Origin of the sequence: Burkholderia sp. Bp9012 (assembly GCF_003853825.1) — a bacterium.
In the GTDB taxonomy this organism is placed as follows: Bacteria; Pseudomonadota; Gammaproteobacteria; order Burkholderiales; family Burkholderiaceae; genus Burkholderia; species Burkholderia diffusa.
In genome coordinates this window covers 1-18,983 of the sequence record NZ_QTQA01000027.1, presented here as the reverse complement: position 1 = coordinate 18,983, position 18,983 = coordinate 1, and the positions used below count along the sequence as shown (strand labels likewise).

Annotated in this window: 12 protein-coding genes and 2 pseudogenes; 7 read left to right on the top strand and 7 right to left on the bottom strand. The window is 63.6% G+C overall.

The genetic code is table 11. The features are described 5' to 3' along the window. Positions 1–198: 198 nt before the first annotated feature. Genes DIE11_RS29205 through DIE11_RS29195 form a run of 3 tightly spaced genes read left to right on the top strand, consistent with a single transcriptional unit; the run spans position 199 to position 5,977 of the window. Positions 199–1,398, top strand: coding sequence for an efflux RND transporter periplasmic adaptor subunit (locus DIE11_RS29205; RefSeq protein WP_124628802.1), 1,200 nt, complete (start codon positions 199–201; stop codon positions 1,396–1,398). Next, positions 1,395–4,586, top strand: a complete 3,192-nt coding sequence (locus DIE11_RS29200; protein WP_124628800.1) for an efflux RND transporter permease subunit — start codon at positions 1,395–1,397, stop codon at positions 4,584–4,586. Before DIE11_RS29205 ends, DIE11_RS29200 begins: the two co-directional genes overlap by 4 nt. Beyond that, positions 4,583–5,977 carry an efflux transporter outer membrane subunit gene (locus tag DIE11_RS29195; protein ID WP_124628798.1) on the top strand — a complete coding sequence of 465 codons (1,395 nt, stop codon included), beginning with the start codon at positions 4,583–4,585 and terminating at the stop codon, positions 5,975–5,977. The genes DIE11_RS29200 and DIE11_RS29195 overlap by 4 nt, the downstream gene beginning before the upstream one ends. A gap of 124 nt (positions 5,978–6,101) precedes the next feature. Here the strand turns inward: DIE11_RS29195 and DIE11_RS29190 are convergent, their stop codons facing one another. From DIE11_RS29190 to DIE11_RS29170, 5 genes and pseudogenes are all read right to left on the bottom strand, one after another. After that, entirely contained in the window at positions 6,102–7,004 is a 903-nt protein-coding gene (locus DIE11_RS29190; RefSeq protein ID WP_124628899.1) for a LysR substrate-binding domain-containing protein, read from the bottom strand. A 184-nt stretch (positions 7,005–7,188) separates the two neighbouring features. Further along, positions 7,189–7,293 (bottom strand): annotated as a pseudogene (locus DIE11_RS29185) (IS6 family transposase); the annotation flags it as partial. A gap of 263 nt (positions 7,294–7,556) precedes the next feature. Beyond that, the gene (locus tag DIE11_RS29180; protein ID WP_124628796.1) at positions 7,557–7,901 is read right to left on the bottom strand and encodes a hypothetical protein; all 345 of its coding nucleotides are present in this window, start codon (positions 7,899–7,901) and stop codon (positions 7,557–7,559) included. A 164-nt stretch (positions 7,902–8,065) separates the two neighbouring features. Next, positions 8,066–8,347: a DUF4148 domain-containing protein gene (locus DIE11_RS29175; protein WP_124628788.1), complete on the bottom strand. Its 282-nt coding sequence runs from the start codon at positions 8,345–8,347 to the stop codon at positions 8,066–8,068. Between the two features lie 151 nt (positions 8,348–8,498). Beyond that, complete coding sequence (locus DIE11_RS29170; RefSeq protein WP_185633839.1) at positions 8,499–9,266, bottom strand: substrate-binding domain-containing protein; 768 nt, start codon at positions 9,264–9,266, stop codon at positions 8,499–8,501. Between the two features lie 300 nt (positions 9,267–9,566). Between DIE11_RS29170 and DIE11_RS29165 the strand changes: the two genes are divergently transcribed. The 3 genes and pseudogenes from DIE11_RS29165 to DIE11_RS37555 form a co-directional block, all read left to right on the top strand. Then, complete coding sequence (locus tag DIE11_RS29165; protein WP_260437193.1) at positions 9,567–10,328, top strand: response regulator transcription factor; 762 nt, start codon at positions 9,567–9,569, stop codon at positions 10,326–10,328. Further along, positions 10,300–12,117 carry an ATP-binding protein gene (locus tag DIE11_RS29160; RefSeq protein WP_124628784.1) on the top strand — a complete coding sequence of 606 codons (1,818 nt, stop codon included), beginning with the start codon at positions 10,300–10,302 and terminating at the stop codon, positions 12,115–12,117. The genes DIE11_RS29165 and DIE11_RS29160 overlap by 29 nt, the downstream gene beginning before the upstream one ends. A gap of 398 nt (positions 12,118–12,515) precedes the next feature. Continuing rightward, a pseudogene (locus tag DIE11_RS37555) lies at positions 12,516–12,695 on the top strand (hypothetical protein); the annotation flags it as partial. 433 nt (positions 12,696–13,128) lie between these two features. Here the strand turns inward: DIE11_RS37555 and DIE11_RS29150 are convergent. Continuing rightward, positions 13,129–15,450 carry a hypothetical protein gene (locus tag DIE11_RS29150; RefSeq protein WP_124628782.1) on the bottom strand — a complete coding sequence of 774 codons (2,322 nt, stop codon included), beginning with the start codon at positions 15,448–15,450 and terminating at the stop codon, positions 13,129–13,131. 360 nt (positions 15,451–15,810) lie between these two features. Continuing rightward, complete coding sequence (locus DIE11_RS29145) at positions 15,811–17,412, bottom strand: GMC oxidoreductase (RefSeq protein WP_124628780.1); 1,602 nt, start codon at positions 17,410–17,412, stop codon at positions 15,811–15,813. Positions 17,413–17,772: 360 nt separating this feature from the next. On the opposite strand from DIE11_RS29145, the gene DIE11_RS29140 reads away from it, so the two are divergent. After that, positions 17,773–18,033, top strand: coding sequence for a hypothetical protein (locus tag DIE11_RS29140; RefSeq protein ID WP_124617908.1), 261 nt, complete (start codon positions 17,773–17,775; stop codon positions 18,031–18,033). Positions 18,034–18,983: the final 950 nt, after the last annotated feature.

Below are 18,983 nucleotides of genomic sequence, written 5' to 3'. Positions count from 1 at the left end.
CGGGCCGCGCGTCGTCACCGAACTTCCCGCCTGTCCCGCCATCCTGCACAACCGGCTCGCGCATCGTCGCCCCGCGCGGCGATTCGTGACTGCGCAGTACAAGTTCTTATGCCGCTTCATCTGTTTATCCGCCGTGCGCCGCGCACGATACTGCGCACCATCCGGCGCGATGCGCCTCACTCGATACTTCGCACGCACATGAACCGCTATCCAGGATTGAAGCGCATCGCGCTACCGGCCGTGCTGGCCGCCGTTCCGCTGGCCGCGCTGCTCGCGTTGTCCGGCTGCAAGTCGGACGACACCGCACCGGCCGCGACGCCGAGCGTGATCGTCAGCCCGCCCGTCGCCCGCGACGTCAACGATGTCGACGTCTATACGGGCCGCTTCGAAGCCGTCGACACGGTCGACGTGCGCCCGCGCGTGAGCGGCTATCTCGACAAGGTCGCATTCCAGGACGGCGCGACCGTCCGCAAAGGCGACTTGCTGTTCGTCATCGATCCGCGCCCGTACCAGGCGGCCGTCACCGCTGCACAGGGCACGCTCGAACGCGCGCAGTCGCAACTGAAGCTGAGCCGACAGGATTTCGAGCGCGCGAGCATCCTGATCAAGACCGACACCATCGCGCAGAGCCTCTACGACCAGCGCAGACAGGCCGTGCAAAGCGCACAGGCCGAGGTGACGAGCGCGCAAGGCGCGCTCGAACGCGCGCGGCTCGACCTGTCGTTCACGCGCATCGTCGCACCGATGTCCGGCCGCATCAGCCGCAAGCTCGTGAGCGAGGGCAATCTCGTGAAAGGCGGCGACAGCGATGCGACCGTGCTGACGACGATCGTGTCGCAGGATCCGATCGACATCTACTTCGACGTCGACGAGGAAAGCTACCTGCGCTATACGCGCGAAGCGCAGAAAAGCGGCGGCAACGCGTCGTCGCGGCAGGTTGCGATCGCGCTGCCGGGCGATGCGCAGCCATCGCTGACGGGCACGATGGATTTCGTCGACAACCGCCTCGACAACTCGACAGGCACGTTGCGGCAGCGCGCGCGCGTCGCGAATCCTGACCGGCGCCTGAGCCCCGGTCAGTTCGGCCGCGTGTCTCTGTCGAGCCGCGTCGCGCATCACGCGCTGCTCGTTCCCGATTCGGCCGTCGCAACCGACGCGACACGCCGAGTGCTGTATTTCGTCGACGCGAACGGCGTCGTCGCGATCCGCCCGGTGACGCCCGGCCGCCTGTACGGCAACCTGCGCGAGATCGACGCGGGGCTGAATGCGGGCGACCGCGTGATCGTCGACGGCTTCCAGCGCGTGCAGGCCGGCGACAAGGTCAAGGTCGTTCCGCGCGCGATCGCGACGGCAGATGCCGCCGGCCCTGCAACCGTTACGACAGGGAGCGCGCAATGAACCTCGGCCGCTTGTCCGTGCAGCAGCCGGTGCTCGCGATCGTCCTGTCGATCGTGCTGACGATCGCCGGCGCGTTGGCCTATTTCTCGCTCGCGGTGTCCGAGTATCCGGACATCGCGCCGCCCACTGTCGTGATTCAGGCGACCTATCCGGGCGCCTCCGCGGAAACGGTATCCCAGACGGTGTCGACGCCGATCGAACTGGAAGTCAACGGCGTGGAAGACATGCTGTACATGTACAGCCAGGCGACGTCGGACGGCAGCCTGAACATCACCGTGACGTTCAAGCCGGGCACCGATGTCGACAAAGCCCAGGTGCTGGTGCAGAACCGCGTCGCGCTCGCGACGCCGCGCCTGCCCGAGCCCGTGCAGCGCAGCGGCGTGTCCGTGCGCAAATCGTCGCCGACGCAGCTCGGCACGATCTTCCTGTACTCGCCCGACCAGCGTTACGACCCACTGTACGTATCGAACTACGCGATCCGCAACGTCGCGGACGTGCTCAAGCGGATCGAAGGCGTCGGCGACATCAACCCGCTCGGCGCGCGCGAATACTCGATGCGCATCTGGCTCGATCCCGAGCGCGTCGCGTCGTTCGGCCTGAGCCCGAGCGACCTGATCGCCGCGGTGCGCGCGCAAAACACGCAGCTCGCGGGCGGCGTGGTCGCGCAGGCGCCTATCACGAACCAGGCCTTCCAGCCGAACCTGATCTTCGAAGGGCGGCTCAAGCGCCCTGAGGATTTCAGCGACATCGTCGTGAAGCAGGGCAAGGACGGGCGGCTCGTGCGGCTGAAGGACGTCGCGCGCATCGAAGTGGGCGCACTCGCCTATGCGACCGACAGCTACATGCTGCGCCACCCGACGATCGCGCTGCAGGTGCTGCAGCAGCCCGGCGCCAATGCGGTCGCGACGATGGCTGCGGTCGAGAAGAAGATGGCCGAGCTGAGCCAGGATTTCCCGAAAGGCATCGTCTACAACATCGGCTACAACCCGACCGCGTTCATCGGCGACAGCATCCACGAACTCGTCAAGACCATCTACGAGGCGGTCGTGCTCGTCGTGTTCGTCGTGCTGCTGTTCCTGCAGGGCTGGCGGCCGTCGATCATCCCGATCCTGTCGATTCCGGTGTCGCTCGTCGGCACGTTCGCGGCGATGGCCGTGCTCGGATACTCGATCAACAACCTGACGCTGTTCGGCCTCGTGCTCGCGGTGGGGATCGTCGTCGACAATGCGATCGTCGTGGTCGAGAACGTCGAGCGGCACTTGTCGACCGGTGCAGGGCCGCGCGACGCGACATTGTTGACGATGAAGGAAGTCGGCGGCGCGCTGTTCGCGATTACGCTCGTGCTCTGCGCGGTGTTCGTGCCGACTTCGTTCATTCCCGGCATCTCGGGCCAGTTCTTCCGCCAGTTCGGCGTGACGATCGCCGTGTCGACCGCGATTTCGTTCTTCACGTCGGTGACGCTCGCGCCCGCGCTGTCGGCGATGATCCTGAAAGCGCATGCCGACGAACCCGATGCCGCCGCGCCCGTGTCGCGGGTTGCCGCGTTGTTCGCGCCTGCGATGCGTGTCGTGCAGCGCTTCGCGAACGCATTCAACCGCGTGTTCCAGCGCCTGTCCGACGCGTATGGCAGGCTGGTCCGGAAAGTTGTGCGGATTATCCCCGCGATGGCCGCAATGTACGTCGTGCTGATCGCCGCGACCGGCTATCTGCTCGTATCGAGCCCAAAGGGCTTCATTCCGGCGCAGGATCGCGGCTACCTCGTTGTACTCGTGCGGATGCCTGACGGCGCGACGCTCGAACGCACGAGCGCGGTCGCGCGCAAGATCGAGGACATCGCGCTGTCGGTGCCCGGTGTCGCCCGCGTGCCGGTGTTTTCCGGCGTCAATGCGGCGACCGGTACGAATTCGGCGAACAGCGCCGGCCTGTTCCCGGTGTTCAAGCCGTGGCCGGAGCGCAAGAAGCAGGGCCTGACGATCGAGAAGATTGCAGCCGAGATGCGTCAACGGCTGGCGAGCATCACGGAAGCGTCGATCGTCGTCGCGATGCCGCCGCCGGTGCAGGGTCTCGGCAGCACGGGCGGCTTCGCGATGCGGCTGGAAGACCGCAACGGCCTCGGCACCGCCGCGCTCGCGAAGGCGACGCGGGATCTGGTGGCCGCCGCAAACCGCACGCCCGGCATGGTCGGCGTCTATACGCCCTACTCCGCGACGAGCCCGCAGGTGCATGTCGAACTCGACCGCGAGAAGGCCGAGATGCTCGGCGTGCCCAGCCAGGAAATCAACGATGCGGTCGAAACGTACTTCGGCTCGACCTACATCAACGACTTCAACATCGTCGGGCGCACCTACCGCGTGACCGCGCAGGCCGACCTGCCGTTCCGCGTCGAAGCGTCCGATCTCGCGCGGCTGAAGGTACGCAACCGCGACGGCGAAATGGTGCCGATCGGCAGCGTCACGCGCATCGACGACACGCTCGGCGTCGATCGCGCACCGCGCTACAACCTGTATCCGGCCACCGAAATCAACGGCGACACCGCGCCGGGCCTGGGCTCCGGCTTCGCGATCAAGACGATGGAAACGCTCGCGAAGCAGGTGCTGCCGCCCGGCATCTCGTTCGAATGGACCGATCTCTCGTACCAGCAGACCACCGCCGGCAACACGGGGCTGCTCGTATTCCCGCTGTGCGTGCTGCTCGTGTATCTGGTGCTCGCCGCGCAGTACGGCAGCTGGAGCCTGCCCGTCTCGATCCTGCTGATCGTGCCGATGTGCCTGCTCGCCGCATCGCTCGGCGTGCGCGCACTCGGCCAGGACGTGAACATCCTCACGCAGATCGGCTTCATCGTGCTGGTCGGGCTCGCCGCGAAGAACGCGATCCTGATCGTCGAGGTCGCGCGACAGTTGGAGGCCGACGGCATCGATCTGGTCGAGGCCGTCGTCGAAGCGTGCGTGCAGCGGCTGCGCCCGATCGTGATGACGTCGCTTGCGTTCATTCTCGGCGTGCTGCCGCTCGTGATTTCCGAGGGCGCCGGCGCGGAAATGCGCCAGGCGGTCGGTGCGGCCGTGTTCTTCGGGATGATCGGCGTGACGTTCTTCGGGCTGCTGTTTACGCCCGTCTTCTATGTGATGGTTCGCCGGCTCGCGATGCGCAAGACCGCTGTCGCGGCCGTCGCGACGGAGGTGGTGCAATGAAATTCGTTCGACTCGTGGCCGCGCTGTCCGCGGCGGCCGTCCTGACTGCGTGCACGAGCGCCCCGGTCGCCACCGTTTCGCCGCCACCGCTGGCCGCGACCTATGCGAATGCCGACCTCGCGGCCAGCGGCCCGGCCGCCGACACCGGTGCGTGGTGGCACGGCTTTCACGATCCGATTCTCGACCGGCTGGTCGACACGGCACTCGCGAACAACCTTGACCTGAAGGCCGCAGTCGCGCGCATCGACGCGGCACGCGCGGTGCGGATCGGCGCGGCGTCGCAGTGGTTCCCGTCGCTCGACCTGAATGCGAGCGCCGGCCGCCAGCGGCTGTCCGCGTCGCAGGCGTTCCCGACCGATACGCCGACGACGGGCAACGCGTTCGACCTGAACGCGAGCCTCGCATGGGAAATCGACATCTTCGGCCGCATCCGCCAGGGCGTCTCGGCCGCCGACGCGGACATTGCGTCCGCGCAAAACGATGCGGTGGCCGTGCGGATCGCAACGATCGACGAAACCGTGCGCACCTATGTGACGGTACGCGGACTCGAACAGCGGCTCGCACTGGTCGAGGCCAACGCTTTGAGCCAGCGCGGTACCGAGGAATCGACGCGGCGTCTGTTCGATGCGGGTGTCGTGCCGGTCGCCGACGTCGACCGCGCCGCCGCGCAGACGGAGACGACGCTGGCCGAACTACCCGCGCTGCAACTGCAGCGGCAGACCGCGATTCATCGGCTGTCGATCATCGCTGCGTCGACGCCGCAGGACATCTACGCGCAACTCGACCCGCCCGCGCCAGGGCCGGTGTGGACGGCCTCCACGCCGGGCATCGGCACGCCGGCCGACCTGCTGCGCCGACGGCCGGACGTCCGCGCCGCCGAGGCACGCGTCGTCGCGGCCTATGCGCGAATCGGCGTGGCCGAGGCCGACCTGAAGCCGCACCTGCAACTGATCGGCGTGATCGGCGCGGCGATCGACGGCTTCTCCGGTGCCACACTCGCGCGGTCGCTGGCGTGGATGGCAGGCGCCGGCGCGAGCGCACCGCTGTTCGACGGCGGGCGGCGGCGCAGCGTCGTCGCGTTACGCCGTGCGCAGGCGGATCAGGCGCTCGCCGCATATCGCGCGACAGTGCTGACGGCGGTCAGCGATGTCGAGACGTCGGTAGCGGCGACTGCCCGCGATCGCAGTCGCACCGAGCGCCTCGAACGCGCGGTGGCGAATGCGCGCGGCGCCTATACGCAGATCAACCAGTCGTGGCACAGCGGCGAATCGGCGTTCATCGATACGCTGGAAGTGCAGCGTTCGCTGCTCGCGGCCGAAGACTCACTCGCGCAGGCACGGACCGACGAAGTGCTCAGCCACGTCAGGCTGATGAGTGCGCTGGGACAGTAGACTGCCGCTCCCAGAATTCGATCGAGGCGGCGGATCGGTCGATGGAAAAAAGGGCGGCCTGTCCGATACCGATCGAACAGGCCGCCCTTACGCTGCGGCATGACCCGCCGTTCACCGACTTCGCTCAGTCGATGTCGCCGCTTTCCTTCAACTGTGCACCGACGTAGTCAAGAAAGCTGACGATGCGTGACGACAGCGTCGCGTTGCGATAGTAGACCGCATGAATCGGCTGGCGAAATTCGGTGGTATCGTCAACGAGCAGTTCGACCAGACTGCCGTCGCGGCGATGCGTACCCGTCATGAAATCCGCCAGGCACACGATGCCGGCGCCATTGAGCGCGAGCGTCAGCAGCGTCTCGCCGCTCGATGCCTGCAGCGCAGGCTGTCCCCGGTACCCATCGCCGGCCGCAGTACGCAACGGCCAGTGGTTCAGCGTCTCCGGCTGGACGAAGCCAAGCAGCGTATGGGTCGCAAGATCGTCCACGCTCTCGGGTGTCCTTGCCCTCTCCAGATAGGCCGGGCTGGCAAGAATACGTAGCCTGCTGCTGCCGAGCTTGCGCGCGTGCAGTGTCGAGTCGCGCAATTCGCCGATCCGAATCGCGACATCAGTGCGCTGTTCGAGTAGGTCGATAATCTCGTCGCTCGTATGAAGTTCAACCTCGATCGCCGGATACGCTTCGCGAAACCCCGGCATCATCGGCGCGATCACGTGCTGCATGAATGGCATCGCGGCATTGATCCGCAGACGGCCCGCCGGTGCTTCGCGCTGCCGCGCGATCTGGTCTTCGGCAAACTCGACCGACGCAATAATGTCTCGCGCGTGGTCGAGGAAGACGTTGCCCTCTTCCGTGAGTTCTAGCCGGCGTGTCGTGCGCCTGATCAGCGTTGTGTCGAGTTTATCTTCCACGCGCCGCAGGATTCGGCTCATCACGGAGGTCGGCTGATGCAACCGGTCCGCCGCACCCGTCAGCGAACCCGTGTCTGCGATCGTTACGAACGCGAGCATTTCGTCTAGTGTGGTCTTCATGGGAAGAGAGTCGAGCACCAATCGTAAGCCGCTACGATAGTGTGACTTCGTTCCGTTGATAACCATAAGTCGGAACGAATCATTTTTGATTTCCGATCAATAATCGGACTAATCTCAACACGTGCGGATGTCGACCTGACCTGCCTGATTCCTTCGGGCCATTTCAATCTTGGGGAATGGCCTCGGTGAGCGGATAGGCCACATACCAGCGAACGCAAGTCAGGATCACATCAATCGGGTAATACAGGCGTTTGAGCACATGGGCCACGGTCGGATTCAGCGTCATCATCAAGCTTTCAGTCGTTCAAGAACCCGCCATGGAATGCACTGCGATCGAAATTCGATCTCACGCGGCATGAGACCGGAAGCCAGTCCGTGCAGTGTCATTCAACATCTTTCGGATAACTTATCCACTTTCCACAAAGCGGATTTTCGAACATTGGATGGCGCCATACGTATTGCTCATTCCTTTTCACCTCGATAGGTGACCGGACCGGCCCACTCCGATTGTTAGGCTTAAGCGCATGCAATGCCATGATGACGGTGGCGCCCTCAAAACGTGTGGCGCATTCCAACCGCGAGAACGAGCTGGTTCGGGCCGGACGCAGCCGAGAAATTCGAAATCTGCGCGCCCGGCAGCCCGGTGCCATCGAGGTGGCGGGCGTTCTGCCAGATGCCCTCTCCATACATGTCGGTGCGCGACGACAGCGCGTACATGCCGATCACGCCGAGCTGCCGCCAGGTCGGCCAGTAGCGGCATCGTCCCGAATCGAAGCGGCCGAGCGTGTATGTGTACGCAGTCGCGACGCTCCATCTCCGGGTGAGCGACATGTCCGGCATCAAACCTTCGTCGCACGTCGCCAGTCCGGCCACGTTGTGACCACCACTGTTCATCATGAACGCTCCTTTGCCGTGCACGTCACGACTTCTCCACTTTGGCATAAATCCTTCGCCGCTTAGCGGGAGTCGTCCATCACATCAGAGTCCTCGCGCGCAGCCGGGCCGCCGACCGCGCGGCCGCCGATGGTCGGGACGGCCGCGCTGGTTAGTCACGCTGGCGCTTATTGCCCTCCGCCGTAGAACTGATTGAGCCGATCGAGTTCGCCCGACCTCTGCGCGCGGATCAGTTCCTGCCTGACCTGAGCGCGCGTGAGCCCCGCGGGGCCGCCCGCCTGCGACCCGGCACTGGGTACGCCGCCCACTGCGGTGGCGCTGATCGCCGCGTCGGAGGGCGTCCCGGCGCTCGTGGACGGTGACTCGTCGGTCCGTCTGTCCGCCTGCGCAATCCCGACCGCACCCAGCAGGCAGATGGCGGCCAGTGCCGCCTTGTATACAGTCTTCATCGTGGCACCTCATATGAAAAGACATTGCGATACGGCGTGGACGGCGCCGATACCCGACCGTCCGCGCAACCTCGCCCGCGCGGCAGCATCGGCCGCGACGGCGTGCGCCGCTCGCTTCCCCGCGCCCTCGGAACTCAGGTCTTCGCATCATTCACGGGGCGACGGCCTGCAGGCCTTTCGCCTTGATCACCGCCACCGCAGCCGGCGTCTTCAGGAAATCGAGCCAAGCCCTGGCGGCTTCCTGCTGCGTCGAGGCGGCTGCCATGCCGGCAGCGTAATCGACATGGTGTTCCAGTCCGGGCGGCAGCGAGCCCAGCAGGTCGACGCCAGGCGATAGCGGGATTGCGTTGATCACTGTAATGCCGAGCTCGCTCGTGCCAGCCGCCACCAACTGCACAGCGGTGCCGCCCCTCGCTAGCTTGGTCTTGCCCTTCATCGCTTCCGCGATGCCCAGCCGCTCGAACATGCCGCTCAGATATAGGGCTGTCGCCCCTTCATCGGAGTAGCTGATCGATTTCGCATCGAGCATGGTTTGCCTGAAGGCCTCGACCGTCGCAATATCCGGCCTCGGCCCCCCTGCGCGCACGACCACGCCTATGAACGAGCGCGCAAGGTCGCAGCGCGTGCCCGCCGCGACCTTGCCCTGCTGCATGAGCTCATCGATATGTGACGGGGTGAGAATGGCCACGTCGAAGCTCTCGCCCAAGTCGATGCGCCGTCTCGTCACGCCGAGCGAGTCGAACTCGAATTTGAGCTTGTGACCGGAGCTGCGTTCGAACGGAGGCGCAAGCTCTGCGAGCACCGAGCGCATGGCCTGAGCGCTGAGCACCTTGAGCTCGGCGGCCTGCGCCATGGTGCTGCCGACCAGCAGGTTGATCGCGAAGCAGGTTACGCCAATGAGCAGAGAGGTGATCTTCATGGTGCTCTCCTGGGAAAGTAAGAACTTGGGGCCGCCCGGGCTCGACAGACGCGATCGCATTCGCAGTGTCGACCGTGGCGGGGGCATGACGAACTTCGGTTCGTGATGCCTTGCTGCAAGGCTAGGCTGCCTGACCTCACGCTCATATCGCGCAATCGAGCCGCGGCATCACCCGAACAGGGGATGCCTGGCGAAAGGCGAGGCGGAGTAAAAACGCGAACGCGCGATGCGGCTCAAGCTGCGCGCGCCTAATATTTACAGGCGACGCGTGCCGCCACGCCCTGCGAGAGGAAATCCGCAGTGAACGACCTTGGACCGCTGGCAGGCATTGCCAGCGCTTCACCGTTGCGTGATGATCTGGTATGTGCCGGCGCCGGCGCTGGCCAGGAGGGACGTGCCATGACGACGGTGATGGTGGTCGAGGACGACACCCAGTTCCTCAACCGCTTCTGCCGCATCATTGCGGCCGATCCGGCACTTGAACTGTTCGCCGCAGTGGGCAGTCTGGCCGCGGCGCTGCAGGTCGTGCGCGAGCGTGCGCCCGACGTCCTCGTCACCGACCTTGGCTTGCCTGACGGCAGCGGCATCGAGTTGATCCGTGAGACAGCGCGCCTGCACCCGGCCACCGACATCATGGTCATCACCGTGTTCGGCGATGAGCAGCATGTCCTGCAGAGCATCGAGGCCGGCGCCACCGGCTACATCATCAAGGACAGCCTGCCCGAGGAATTCGTCGGGCTGATCAAGCAGTTGGTCGACGGGGGCTCGCCGATCAGCCCCGTGATCGCGCGGCAATTGCTCAAGCGCTTCAAGGGCGCGCCGGCGGGGACGCCTGCGCTCGCGACGCAGCCCGCGATGCCGGCCGAAGACGCGGGTTTGTCGCCGCGCGAATCCGAGGTGCTGTCGCTGATCGCCAAGGGATTCAGCTTCGGCGAGATCGCCAAACTGCTGGGCGTGTCGCAGCACACCATCACCACGCACGTGAAAAAGATCTACCAGAAGCTCGTGGTACATTCGCGCGGAGTGGCGGTATATGAAGCCGGCAAGATGGGGTTGCTTTAACGCGTCGCTGTGGCTCGCGCTGCTCGTGCTGGTGTCGCCCGTCGGAGCAAGCCAGCCCGCCATCCAATTCGAGACCGCCGAGTTCGTGTCGAGCGAGAGCGCCCAGCCGCCGCCGGATGCGGCGCCGTGGCGGGTCGTCGCGCTGCCCGACCTCTGGTGGAAATCGAAGCCGGGCTTCCAGGGCGTGGGTTGGTATCGCATGCGCTGGCGGCTCGACGCGCTGCCGGCCAAAGCGCAGGCCTTGTATCTGCCGCGCCTCGGCGCCGCCGACGAGGTGATCGTCAACGGGGTGCTAGTCGGCCATCCGCCGTCACCGCTCGATGTGAACGCACATGCCGGACCGCGGTTTCATGATTTGCCGGCGACTCAATTGCGCCAAGGAGAAAACACGCTTTATCTGCGTGTGCGCATCGCAGGACGAGCTGGAGTGGTCGCCCCGCTGGTCGGCGAAGCGGCGACGTTGCGCGCCGCTTACGAGCGTAAGCTTTTCATCGCTTTCACCGGGCCCCGCATACTGTTCGGCGCGACCCTGACGCTCGGCGTGTTCATACTGGTGCTGTGGCAGCGGCGTCCGGACGAGGCCACCTTCGGCTATTTCGGCTTGGCGACGACCTCGTTCGCGCTGATGCTGTTCGACCTGCTATTCGACTCGCCGCCCCTGGAACCTGCCATCTGGGACTGCGTACGCAGTCTGGCGGCGCAGTTGGTCAACGTGTCGACCTTCGTCTTCGCACTGCGCTACGGCAGCCGGCGCCTGCCGCGCCTGGAGGCCGCGCTGTGGTCTTTGGTGCCGATACAGCTCGTGGTCAACGCCATGAATGTGGCCGGCATCGCGTCGTTGCCGATGAGCCCCAAATGGCTGACGGCCCCTGTCTTCATGGGCTATGTCGCGGTGTTCGCCTGGATCGCCTGGCGCACACGCACGGCGGAAAGCACGGCCCTGCTGCTGGCATCATCGGGGCGCACCATCTGGTTCCTGTTGCACTACGGCGGACTCGGGCCCTACGATCTGTCCGAGCTGCTGCTGCCCTACTCCTTCGTCCCGCTGTTCGTGTTGATCGGCTGGATGCTCGTCAGCCGCTTCGCGAGATCGCTGAATGAATCGGAACAGCTTAATGCGCAGCTCGAGCAGCGCGTCGAGCAGAAGCGGGTCGAAATGCAGCAGAACTTCCAGCGCCTGCAGCGTCTCGAGCGGGAGCAAGCGATCGCCGAGGAACGCAGCCGCATCACGAGCGACATGCACGACGGCATCGGCGCGCACCTGATCTCCATGCTGGATCTGGCCGAGCGCGGTGCGCTCTCGGGCGACGAGATGACGGCTGCGCTGCGCGACTGCCTGGACGACCTGCGGCTGACCATCGATTCGCTCGAGCCCAGCGACAACGACCTGCTGCCCGTGCTGGGCAACTTCCGCTACCGTGTCGACCCGCGGCTGCGCAAGCTAGGCATCGGGCTCGACTGGCAGGTGGCCGAGGTACCACGGCTCGCGTGTCTCACGCCGCGCAACCTGCTGCATCTGCTGCGCATTCTTCAGGAGGCGTTCACCAATATCCTCAAGCATGCGCACGCCAGCGTGATCAGCGTGCAGACAGGACTCGATGCCAGCGGGCGCTCGGTGTTCATCCGTGTGAGGGACAACGGTGGGGGGTTCAAGGGCGAACACCGTGGCCACGGATTGGACAACATGCGCCAGCGCGCGCAGAGCATCGGCGCGGTGCTGGTAATCGACGGCTCGGCGGGCGGGACGACGCTGGAGTTGCGGCTGCCGGTCGGCTTAGGGCCGCCGTGAGTGATACTGCCCCGCGGCTCCGGCACACAATCGGCTGGATTTCGATTTGTGCGGGATCTAATCTTAACCAAGGATTCCCGCAAGCTTCGTAAGAGACGGGATCGTCCAGGGCGCTCGACCAAGATGAATTGGCACATGAGGGGTGAAGAGATGGCTAGCTGCAACCCGGCCAAAGATGCCCGCATGATTGACGACGAAGAGAAAATGCCGTGTTCCACCCTCGCTCATCTGAGGCGTCCACTCGACCTGTTGCCGTCGGATGGGTAGACCTAGCCAATCGCAGCCTGTTTGTGCACGCGCGCGGCGTTCTGAAGGAGGAGCTCCAGTATCACTTGCGGACCCAACGGAAGATGCGTCACTCACGCTTCTCCAGCACGAAGGGCACTCGCAATAAAATGGTTGACGCGGCGACGGGCCAGCCACTGGAATCTGAACAGTTAAGGCGAATCGCGCCGACCTATTGGGAGGGCATCAATCTGCGCGGGACGTTCAATTTCCCGGTGGCAAGGTACGTGCGACGAATCCTTCCAAGTCTCGCGTGTGATCTGCCCGCCTCGAGTGCGAGTCGCCGAGCCTAATCGGTCGATTCCTGACTGCACTATCAGCCTTTCATCACGCGCTTTGACGTGTGCATCGGGCCGCTACGGCGGCCACCCACGCAAATGTGAGCCCCTCAAACGGGTAGTCAGCAGGTGCTTGATTGCAAAGACAATTTATATAGGGCCACAAGGAAGATCCGCACCACGCTTAGGTGCCCCGACCCGGAAAATTGCAGGGAAATCAAGGCCCCCTCCACGGGGGCAATCGCCTGGTCGGATGCGATCGTTCGGTAAATCCCGAAATGCCTGCGTGAGCGGCTCGGAGCCAGCAGAGCCATTCCCATTCTCGCTTCAGTTGATGGTCGCCCGCCAAAGGCGCGCAAGATCATGAGCGGGGCCGCGGGCGTGTCCGTTGGCGGCCTTGACTCGGGCTCGTCATCGCGCGACGAACGAGCCCTGGATTCCGCGATGGCTACTCTTCGAGCAAACACGCATTCAATTGCTCCAGTATCGACCAGCAAGGAATTGGCATCTTCACGACCTGGGTTGCATCGCCGCCCCGTTTCACCCACGAACTGGTGACAACCCGCGACGCCTTGCGATCGATCCTGTAGTCGGCCGTGTAGATATCGCCCAGCATGGCCACAAGCAGCGTCCCGTCCGCACACGGGTATAAATTGGCGACCTCGGGGCGATTGAACTGCGTGTCGAAATCGTGATAGATCCACGACGGACGCGCGATCTTGCCTCTTCCGAATTTGCGCATCGAGGCATGCGTCGCGCACGCGATGCCCTCCTTTCCGAATAGCCACACATAGTGCGCATCGACCTCGATCGCGTTGTAGCTCGTCCAGCCTTCTGGGCCTTCCACGATGGACAGCTCAGTCTGTTCCGTCACATACAACTGATTGCTGTTGCGAATCCCGCCATACGTGAGCACCGAGTTTGGTTTGGGCTGGTTGTCGCCGGTCAGGGCATCGCCGTCCGGGTCATCCGATAAAGCACTCGCGGGAACATACACGGAGCGAATTTCCGCCAGGTTGGCCAGACCATGCTGGATGTTCACCCGGGTGCTCTTCCCGTCTTTTCCGATCGTGTAGTAATTCACATAGCGCGCATCGTTCATGTCCCTGTTCTCGATCGCAAGCGAAACGAGCGTCTTGGGGTGCGTGCTGCCGTCAACACCGAATGTGCCATCGTTGAACGCAAGTCCGCTGACGTCGAGGTACGTCTCCGGGTGACGCACATCCGGGAGATCGTTGCCGACCACGGGGCCGGTGTCGAACAGCTCGCCACTAACGGAATCGAGAAGAAAGTGTGAAACACGGGACGGTCCTTTCTCTGCCGCCAGAAGGTCATATTGGGGGGTGAACGAGTCAATCTGGGCCTTGGGGGTGTGGATGGAGAGGCTACCAAACCAACCGGTGTTGCTCTTATAGCCCCACGCGAGAGGGGCGGCTTTGCCATTACCCCGGGCGACATACAGTCCAAGACCGGTCCCGCGACGTCCGACGCGCAGGTAGAGTCCACGCTCACGCGCAACAGGCCGCACGGCTGTCACGATCTCGATCATTTCCTTTTTATCCGCTTCCCACGAAGCGGGAAGTACTTTCACGAGTGCCGCAAGATAAAGCACGGCTTCATGGCACCGACTTCGGACCTCATCGGAAAGAGGGCTTGTCTTGTTCTCCTTTCGAGTAGCGGCCAACACCGCCTCCAGTTTTTCTCGACTGATCATGCAATTGAGCATCGTGTTTGCTGTCAGCAATTCGATATAAGTCTGGCACCACACGCCGAGGACTTCAGGCCATCCGTCCTTGCTCTGATTCGACGGCTTCTGGAGATATGCCGCCACTTTCCAGTTCAAGAAAACCGGGACGTCGAGTTTCGCCTGATCCCTCCCCAGTCCCCAACCGAGTGCGATCAACTCCGTCAAGAAAGCGTCGGCTTCGGTCTCGTTCGTGAGGGGCATGCCCAGAATTTCGTCGATGCTTCTTTTCGCGATCTTCCGACGCCGGTACTCGCATGTGCCGCCCGACAGCGACTTTTCGGCATATTTCGTTGCCAGCGTCAAACTCGTATCGCTGTCGATCTTCTCGATCTGGTAGGGCTTTGTCGGCGCCTCGGAATTGAACGTGAGCCACTGACCGACTTCGACGGTCGTGCTGAAGTTCGTACCGATTCCGACGACATTTTCTGAATCATTTGCCAGGGAAACCGTACCGGGGAGCGCGACTGCCGCCATCCACTTCTTCTCACCCTCGCATTTCGAACGCAACGACGATGTGTAGCTGCTGATACTGTGACCGAAACCCTTGATCGACTCGATCTCCTCGTCGGTCTTGAGCTGATCCAGCATCTTCTGGATCTTGCTTTCAAGCGAGGGCTGCTGCGGCGCGAAAAAACTGAGAATCTGCGCCACAACCGAGAGCAGTGCGCCGATCAATACACCGACGGGCCCGCTCGTTGCCGTCGCTGCGGTCAAAATCGGGAGTACGCTCGCGCAGATGCTCATCATCGACGCGGAGGCCGAGATATAGTCGCCCTTCTTGAACGCCTTGTCGGCTGCGTAAATGCCATTCACGAGAGCCGGGAGGTTCTTTGCGATGGAGTCGCTGAGGTCTTTGTAGCGAGCGGAGGTTTTTCCCTTTTCCACTGCCAACTCATATTGCTTTTGGATTTGCTCGATACTGCTTTCCAAATTCGACTTTTCGACAGGGTCCATGCCAACCAGTTTTAAGTCCAAGAGCAAATCGATTTGCGCTTTAATTTGTTGCTCTGCAGGCGTAGGCATGATTGGGTCCCCCGGCTTGAATGTTAGATACAACAGTGGCTGTTTCTGCTCATGGCTCTCGATCAGGCAGCGGCATATTCACCGCATAGGCATGATATGCCGGGAATATCTTCTGAAAAATAGTGAGCAATCCCTGTAAGCGAGTCGCCGTTCGGCGGTAACCGGCAACGCTGGCTTGCGAGCCAGGCGTATCAGTCGCGCGCTTGACGATGGAACAGGGTCATCTTCAACGACGACAGGAAGATGGGAGCTGCGGGTTGCTCGAGGTCCCGGTTTCGTCGCACACAAACGGAACCACGAGACAAGAGGTAGCCGCGGCGCCATTCCCCTTGCCTGTCAACCGTCGCCGATCCGGAACACCTACCCTGAACGCCGGCCGAGCAGCACGGCGACATTGCGCTCGGCCAGCGCGGCGATCGTGCGCGACGGATTCAGCCCGAGCGCACGCGGGATCGTCGCACCGTCCATCACGTAGAGCCCGTCGTAACCGAATACCTTTCCGTCCGCGTTCACGACGCCACCCTCGCGCGTGAGTCCCATGTTGCAACCACCGAGCGGATGCGGGGTGATCAGCCGGTGGAAGTCGCTCCATGTCGGCGGGACGAAGGGTTCGCCGCCCGTGGCAATCGACAGGCGGCGGTGCGCATCGACCATCGCATCGACGACAGCCAGGGATCGCGCGTACGACCAGTCGAGCCGCAATATGCGATGCCATGGCGCAAACCAGCGGCGGCCGAGACGCATGTGCCCGTCCCCCGGATCGATCGCCTGGCCGAACCAGGGCATCATGTTCTCGACCGGGTCATCGCAATCGAAATGGCGCGCGAAGGCGCGCCAGAACGCGTGCATCACCCCACCGTGCGAGCGCTGCAGGTGGCGGCGCACGAAATCATGCGCAAGATTGGGCACGCCGCCGTCCTCCACGAACAGAGGCTGACCATTGTCGTCAGCCCCGTCGAGAAGGTCGATCGCAGCGGAGATGGTGACGCCGTGCGACGGAGAGATCTTCCGGTGACTGTAGAAGGCCGGCGTGACGAAGTCGCCGTTGAAGGCCCAGCCCCAGCCGAGCCTCGGCGATAGATTCGGCAGCGTGCGATGTTCGTCGCGACAGCGGAGCAGCAACTCGGTACTGCCGATCGATCCGGCGCTGACGATCACCCTGGCCGCCGTGGCCGTTCCGGGCATGACACTACCGGCGGCGGGATCGATGACGTCGAAATGCACGCGCCATCCCGCGCCGAGCGGCTCGAGCTTTTGCACGACGTGCAGCGGAAGGATTTTTGCGCCATGGCGCTCGGCCACGGCCAGATAGTTGAGGTCGAGCGTGTTCTTGGCCGACACCTGGCATCCGATGTCGCAATTGCCGCAATGCACGCACGTGCCTTGCGATACTCCATGCACGTTGACGTGCCTGACAGAATGCCGGTCGTCGCGCGCGCCGGGCAAGGACGGATCGTAGGTCGGCGAGAACGACACGGCGAGCGGCAACTTGCGATACCGATCGCCCCAGCCGCAGGCGTCGGCAGCGTCGCGCAACAAGCGGGTGCGCTCGCTGATCTGGTTGTCGGGCACCTCCTGGACCGACAGCATCCAGCCCACGCGCTGGTAGTATGGCTTGAGCGCCTCGTACGTGATCTCGGGCGGCCAGCCCCGATCGAAGGCGTCGGGCTTGGCCTCGACCGAGACGTTGGCGTAGATCAGCGACCCGCCGCCCACGCCCGCGGCAGCCACCACCGACATGCGGGAAAAAACCCGCAGGTCGGCCCAGCCATGGAATCGTTGCGGGTTCTGCTGGTCCCAAAGCCACGGGTCGGTCTCGTCGCGCGGATACGTCTTCGGGGTCCAGCGGCGACCACGCTCCAGCACCAGCACCCTCCATCCCGCCTCCGCAAGGCGGCAGGCCGCCACCGCTCCGCCGAAGCCGCTCCCGACAACGATGACATCGTATTCAATCGCGCTCATGACGACGATCTCCTGACGTAGGTGCGTCACAGTTCCGATGCGAAAAACCTGACGAATCCTCCACGCTCCGAAGGCATCACGATCCCGAACGGGGCTGGCCCGTCAGACCGCTTTCGTGTTGGCTGAAGTGAAACAGCTGCCCGGGAAATCGTTTGGACAAACCCGACACCGCCTTTCCCCGGTCCTGCTCGACAGGTCCGGCGAAACGTCGTCATCCCGATTAAATTGCCTTTGTTTTCATTAGGTTGAGCACTCATCAAGCACGCACGAGTCGAGCTGGTACGTTCTGTGCGTTTGTAGCTGCGAGCGCAACGCAAACGTGCTCTCTTCCAAACCGCAGCAAACCCAAGGAGATTTACCATGTCCGCACTGATGATCAACGACCTGTCCCGCGCCCACGAACTCAGCCGCAAGGAAATGGCGGCCGTCAGCGGTGGTAGCGTGTTCCAGAACCTCGGAATCAACAACATCGCCACGGGCAGCGGATTCTCGTTCGCCAGCCCCAATACCATCACGGCCCCGGTGACCCAGGTCGATGCATCGACCCACCTGGATCTCACCAGCGTGACCAACTCGATCAACAACCTTGGCGGTCTGGTGGTCGCGAAGATGGGCCTGTAAGTTTCGCCAGCCTTCCTCGCAGTGGCTGCCGTATCCGATAGCGTCGCACCGAAGCGCTCCAGTCCGCCGCGGGGTCGTCCTCGCGGCGTTCAAAAGCCCGCCAGCCGTGTCCGTTGGCGGGCTTCCCTGCATGATAAAAACGCAGCCGGCATGAACAGGCAGATTGGCTGACGACCCGTCAGCCGCGCCGCTCTCTCCCATCCGCGGCCGGGCTGATCCCGACGCGCTTTCGGCTTCCCTTCCCTGCTCACAGTTTCGCTCCACCTCGTCGAGGTTGATGACACCGCGGTGCCAGTCAAGGAACTGCGTCGTCGCATCGATGCGCCGTTGGCCATCGGCGCGATATTCCCGATGCGTCCGCCCGCTCTGCTGATACGCAGAGAATTCAGTTATGCGAAACACATGATTTCCGATCCTGGCGTCGATTCCGCTTGCGGCCGCCCGTCGGCGCATCGTCGTATCGGCGTTCGCCGGCGGCAAGCGCGTGTCGCTCAACTGCCGGCCGCCGCGCACGATCGCGCACGCGTGGGCGGCCTTTTCGCGCCGACGCGTCCACCCCGCTGCCGCACATGGATGCCCGCGACGCGAATCGCGAGCGCAACTCCTGGCTTCATGTTGGTCGAGACAGGACAGCCGCCACGGAAATCGTTTGGAAGAATCCGACATCGTCGTGCTTCGATCGTGCTCGGCGGTCCCGGCGAAACGTCGGATACCAGATGGAATCGCTTTTGTTTTCATGAGGTTAAGCGCTCCTCATGCGCGCATGATTCGACGCTGGCACGCCCCGTGCATTTGTAGCTGCGAGCGCAACGAAACGTGCTCTCTTCCAAACCGCAGCAAACCCAAGGAGATTTACCATGTCCGCACTGATGATCAACGACCTGTCCCGCGCCCACGAACTCAGCCGCAAGGAAATGGCGGCCGTCAGCGGTGGTAGCGTGTTCCAGAAC

Bases quoted from the DNA above. Each gene is read 5' to 3' on its own strand.
- DIE11_RS29170 (WP_185633839.1), bottom strand. From the start codon at position 9,266: ATGAAGATCACCTCTCTGCTCATTGGCGTAACCTGCTTCGCGATCAAC.
- DIE11_RS29175 (WP_124628788.1), bottom strand. From the start codon at position 8,347: ATGAAGACTGTATACAAGGCGGCACTGGCCGCCATCTGCCTGCTGGGT.
- DIE11_RS29145 (WP_124628780.1), bottom strand. From the start codon at position 17,412: ATGAGCGCGATTGAATACGATGTCATCGTTGTCGGGAGCGGCTTCGGC.
- DIE11_RS29160 (WP_124628784.1), top strand. From the start codon at position 10,300: ATGAAGCCGGCAAGATGGGGTTGCTTTAACGCGTCGCTGTGGCTCGCG.
- DIE11_RS29200 (WP_124628800.1), top strand. From the start codon at position 1,395: ATGAACCTCGGCCGCTTGTCCGTGCAGCAGCCGGTGCTCGCGATCGTC.
- DIE11_RS29180 (WP_124628796.1), bottom strand. From the start codon at position 7,901: ATGATGAACAGTGGTGGTCACAACGTGGCCGGACTGGCGACGTGCGAC.
- DIE11_RS29205 (WP_124628802.1), top strand. From the start codon at position 199: ATGAACCGCTATCCAGGATTGAAGCGCATCGCGCTACCGGCCGTGCTG.
- DIE11_RS29150 (WP_124628782.1), bottom strand. From the start codon at position 15,450: ATGCCTACGCCTGCAGAGCAACAAATTAAAGCGCAAATCGATTTGCTC.
- DIE11_RS29140 (WP_124617908.1), top strand. From the start codon at position 17,773: ATGTCCGCACTGATGATCAACGACCTGTCCCGCGCCCACGAACTCAGC.
- DIE11_RS29195 (WP_124628798.1), top strand. From the start codon at position 4,583: ATGAAATTCGTTCGACTCGTGGCCGCGCTGTCCGCGGCGGCCGTCCTG.
- DIE11_RS29190 (WP_124628899.1), bottom strand. From the start codon at position 7,004: ATGAAGACCACACTAGACGAAATGCTCGCGTTCGTAACGATCGCAGAC.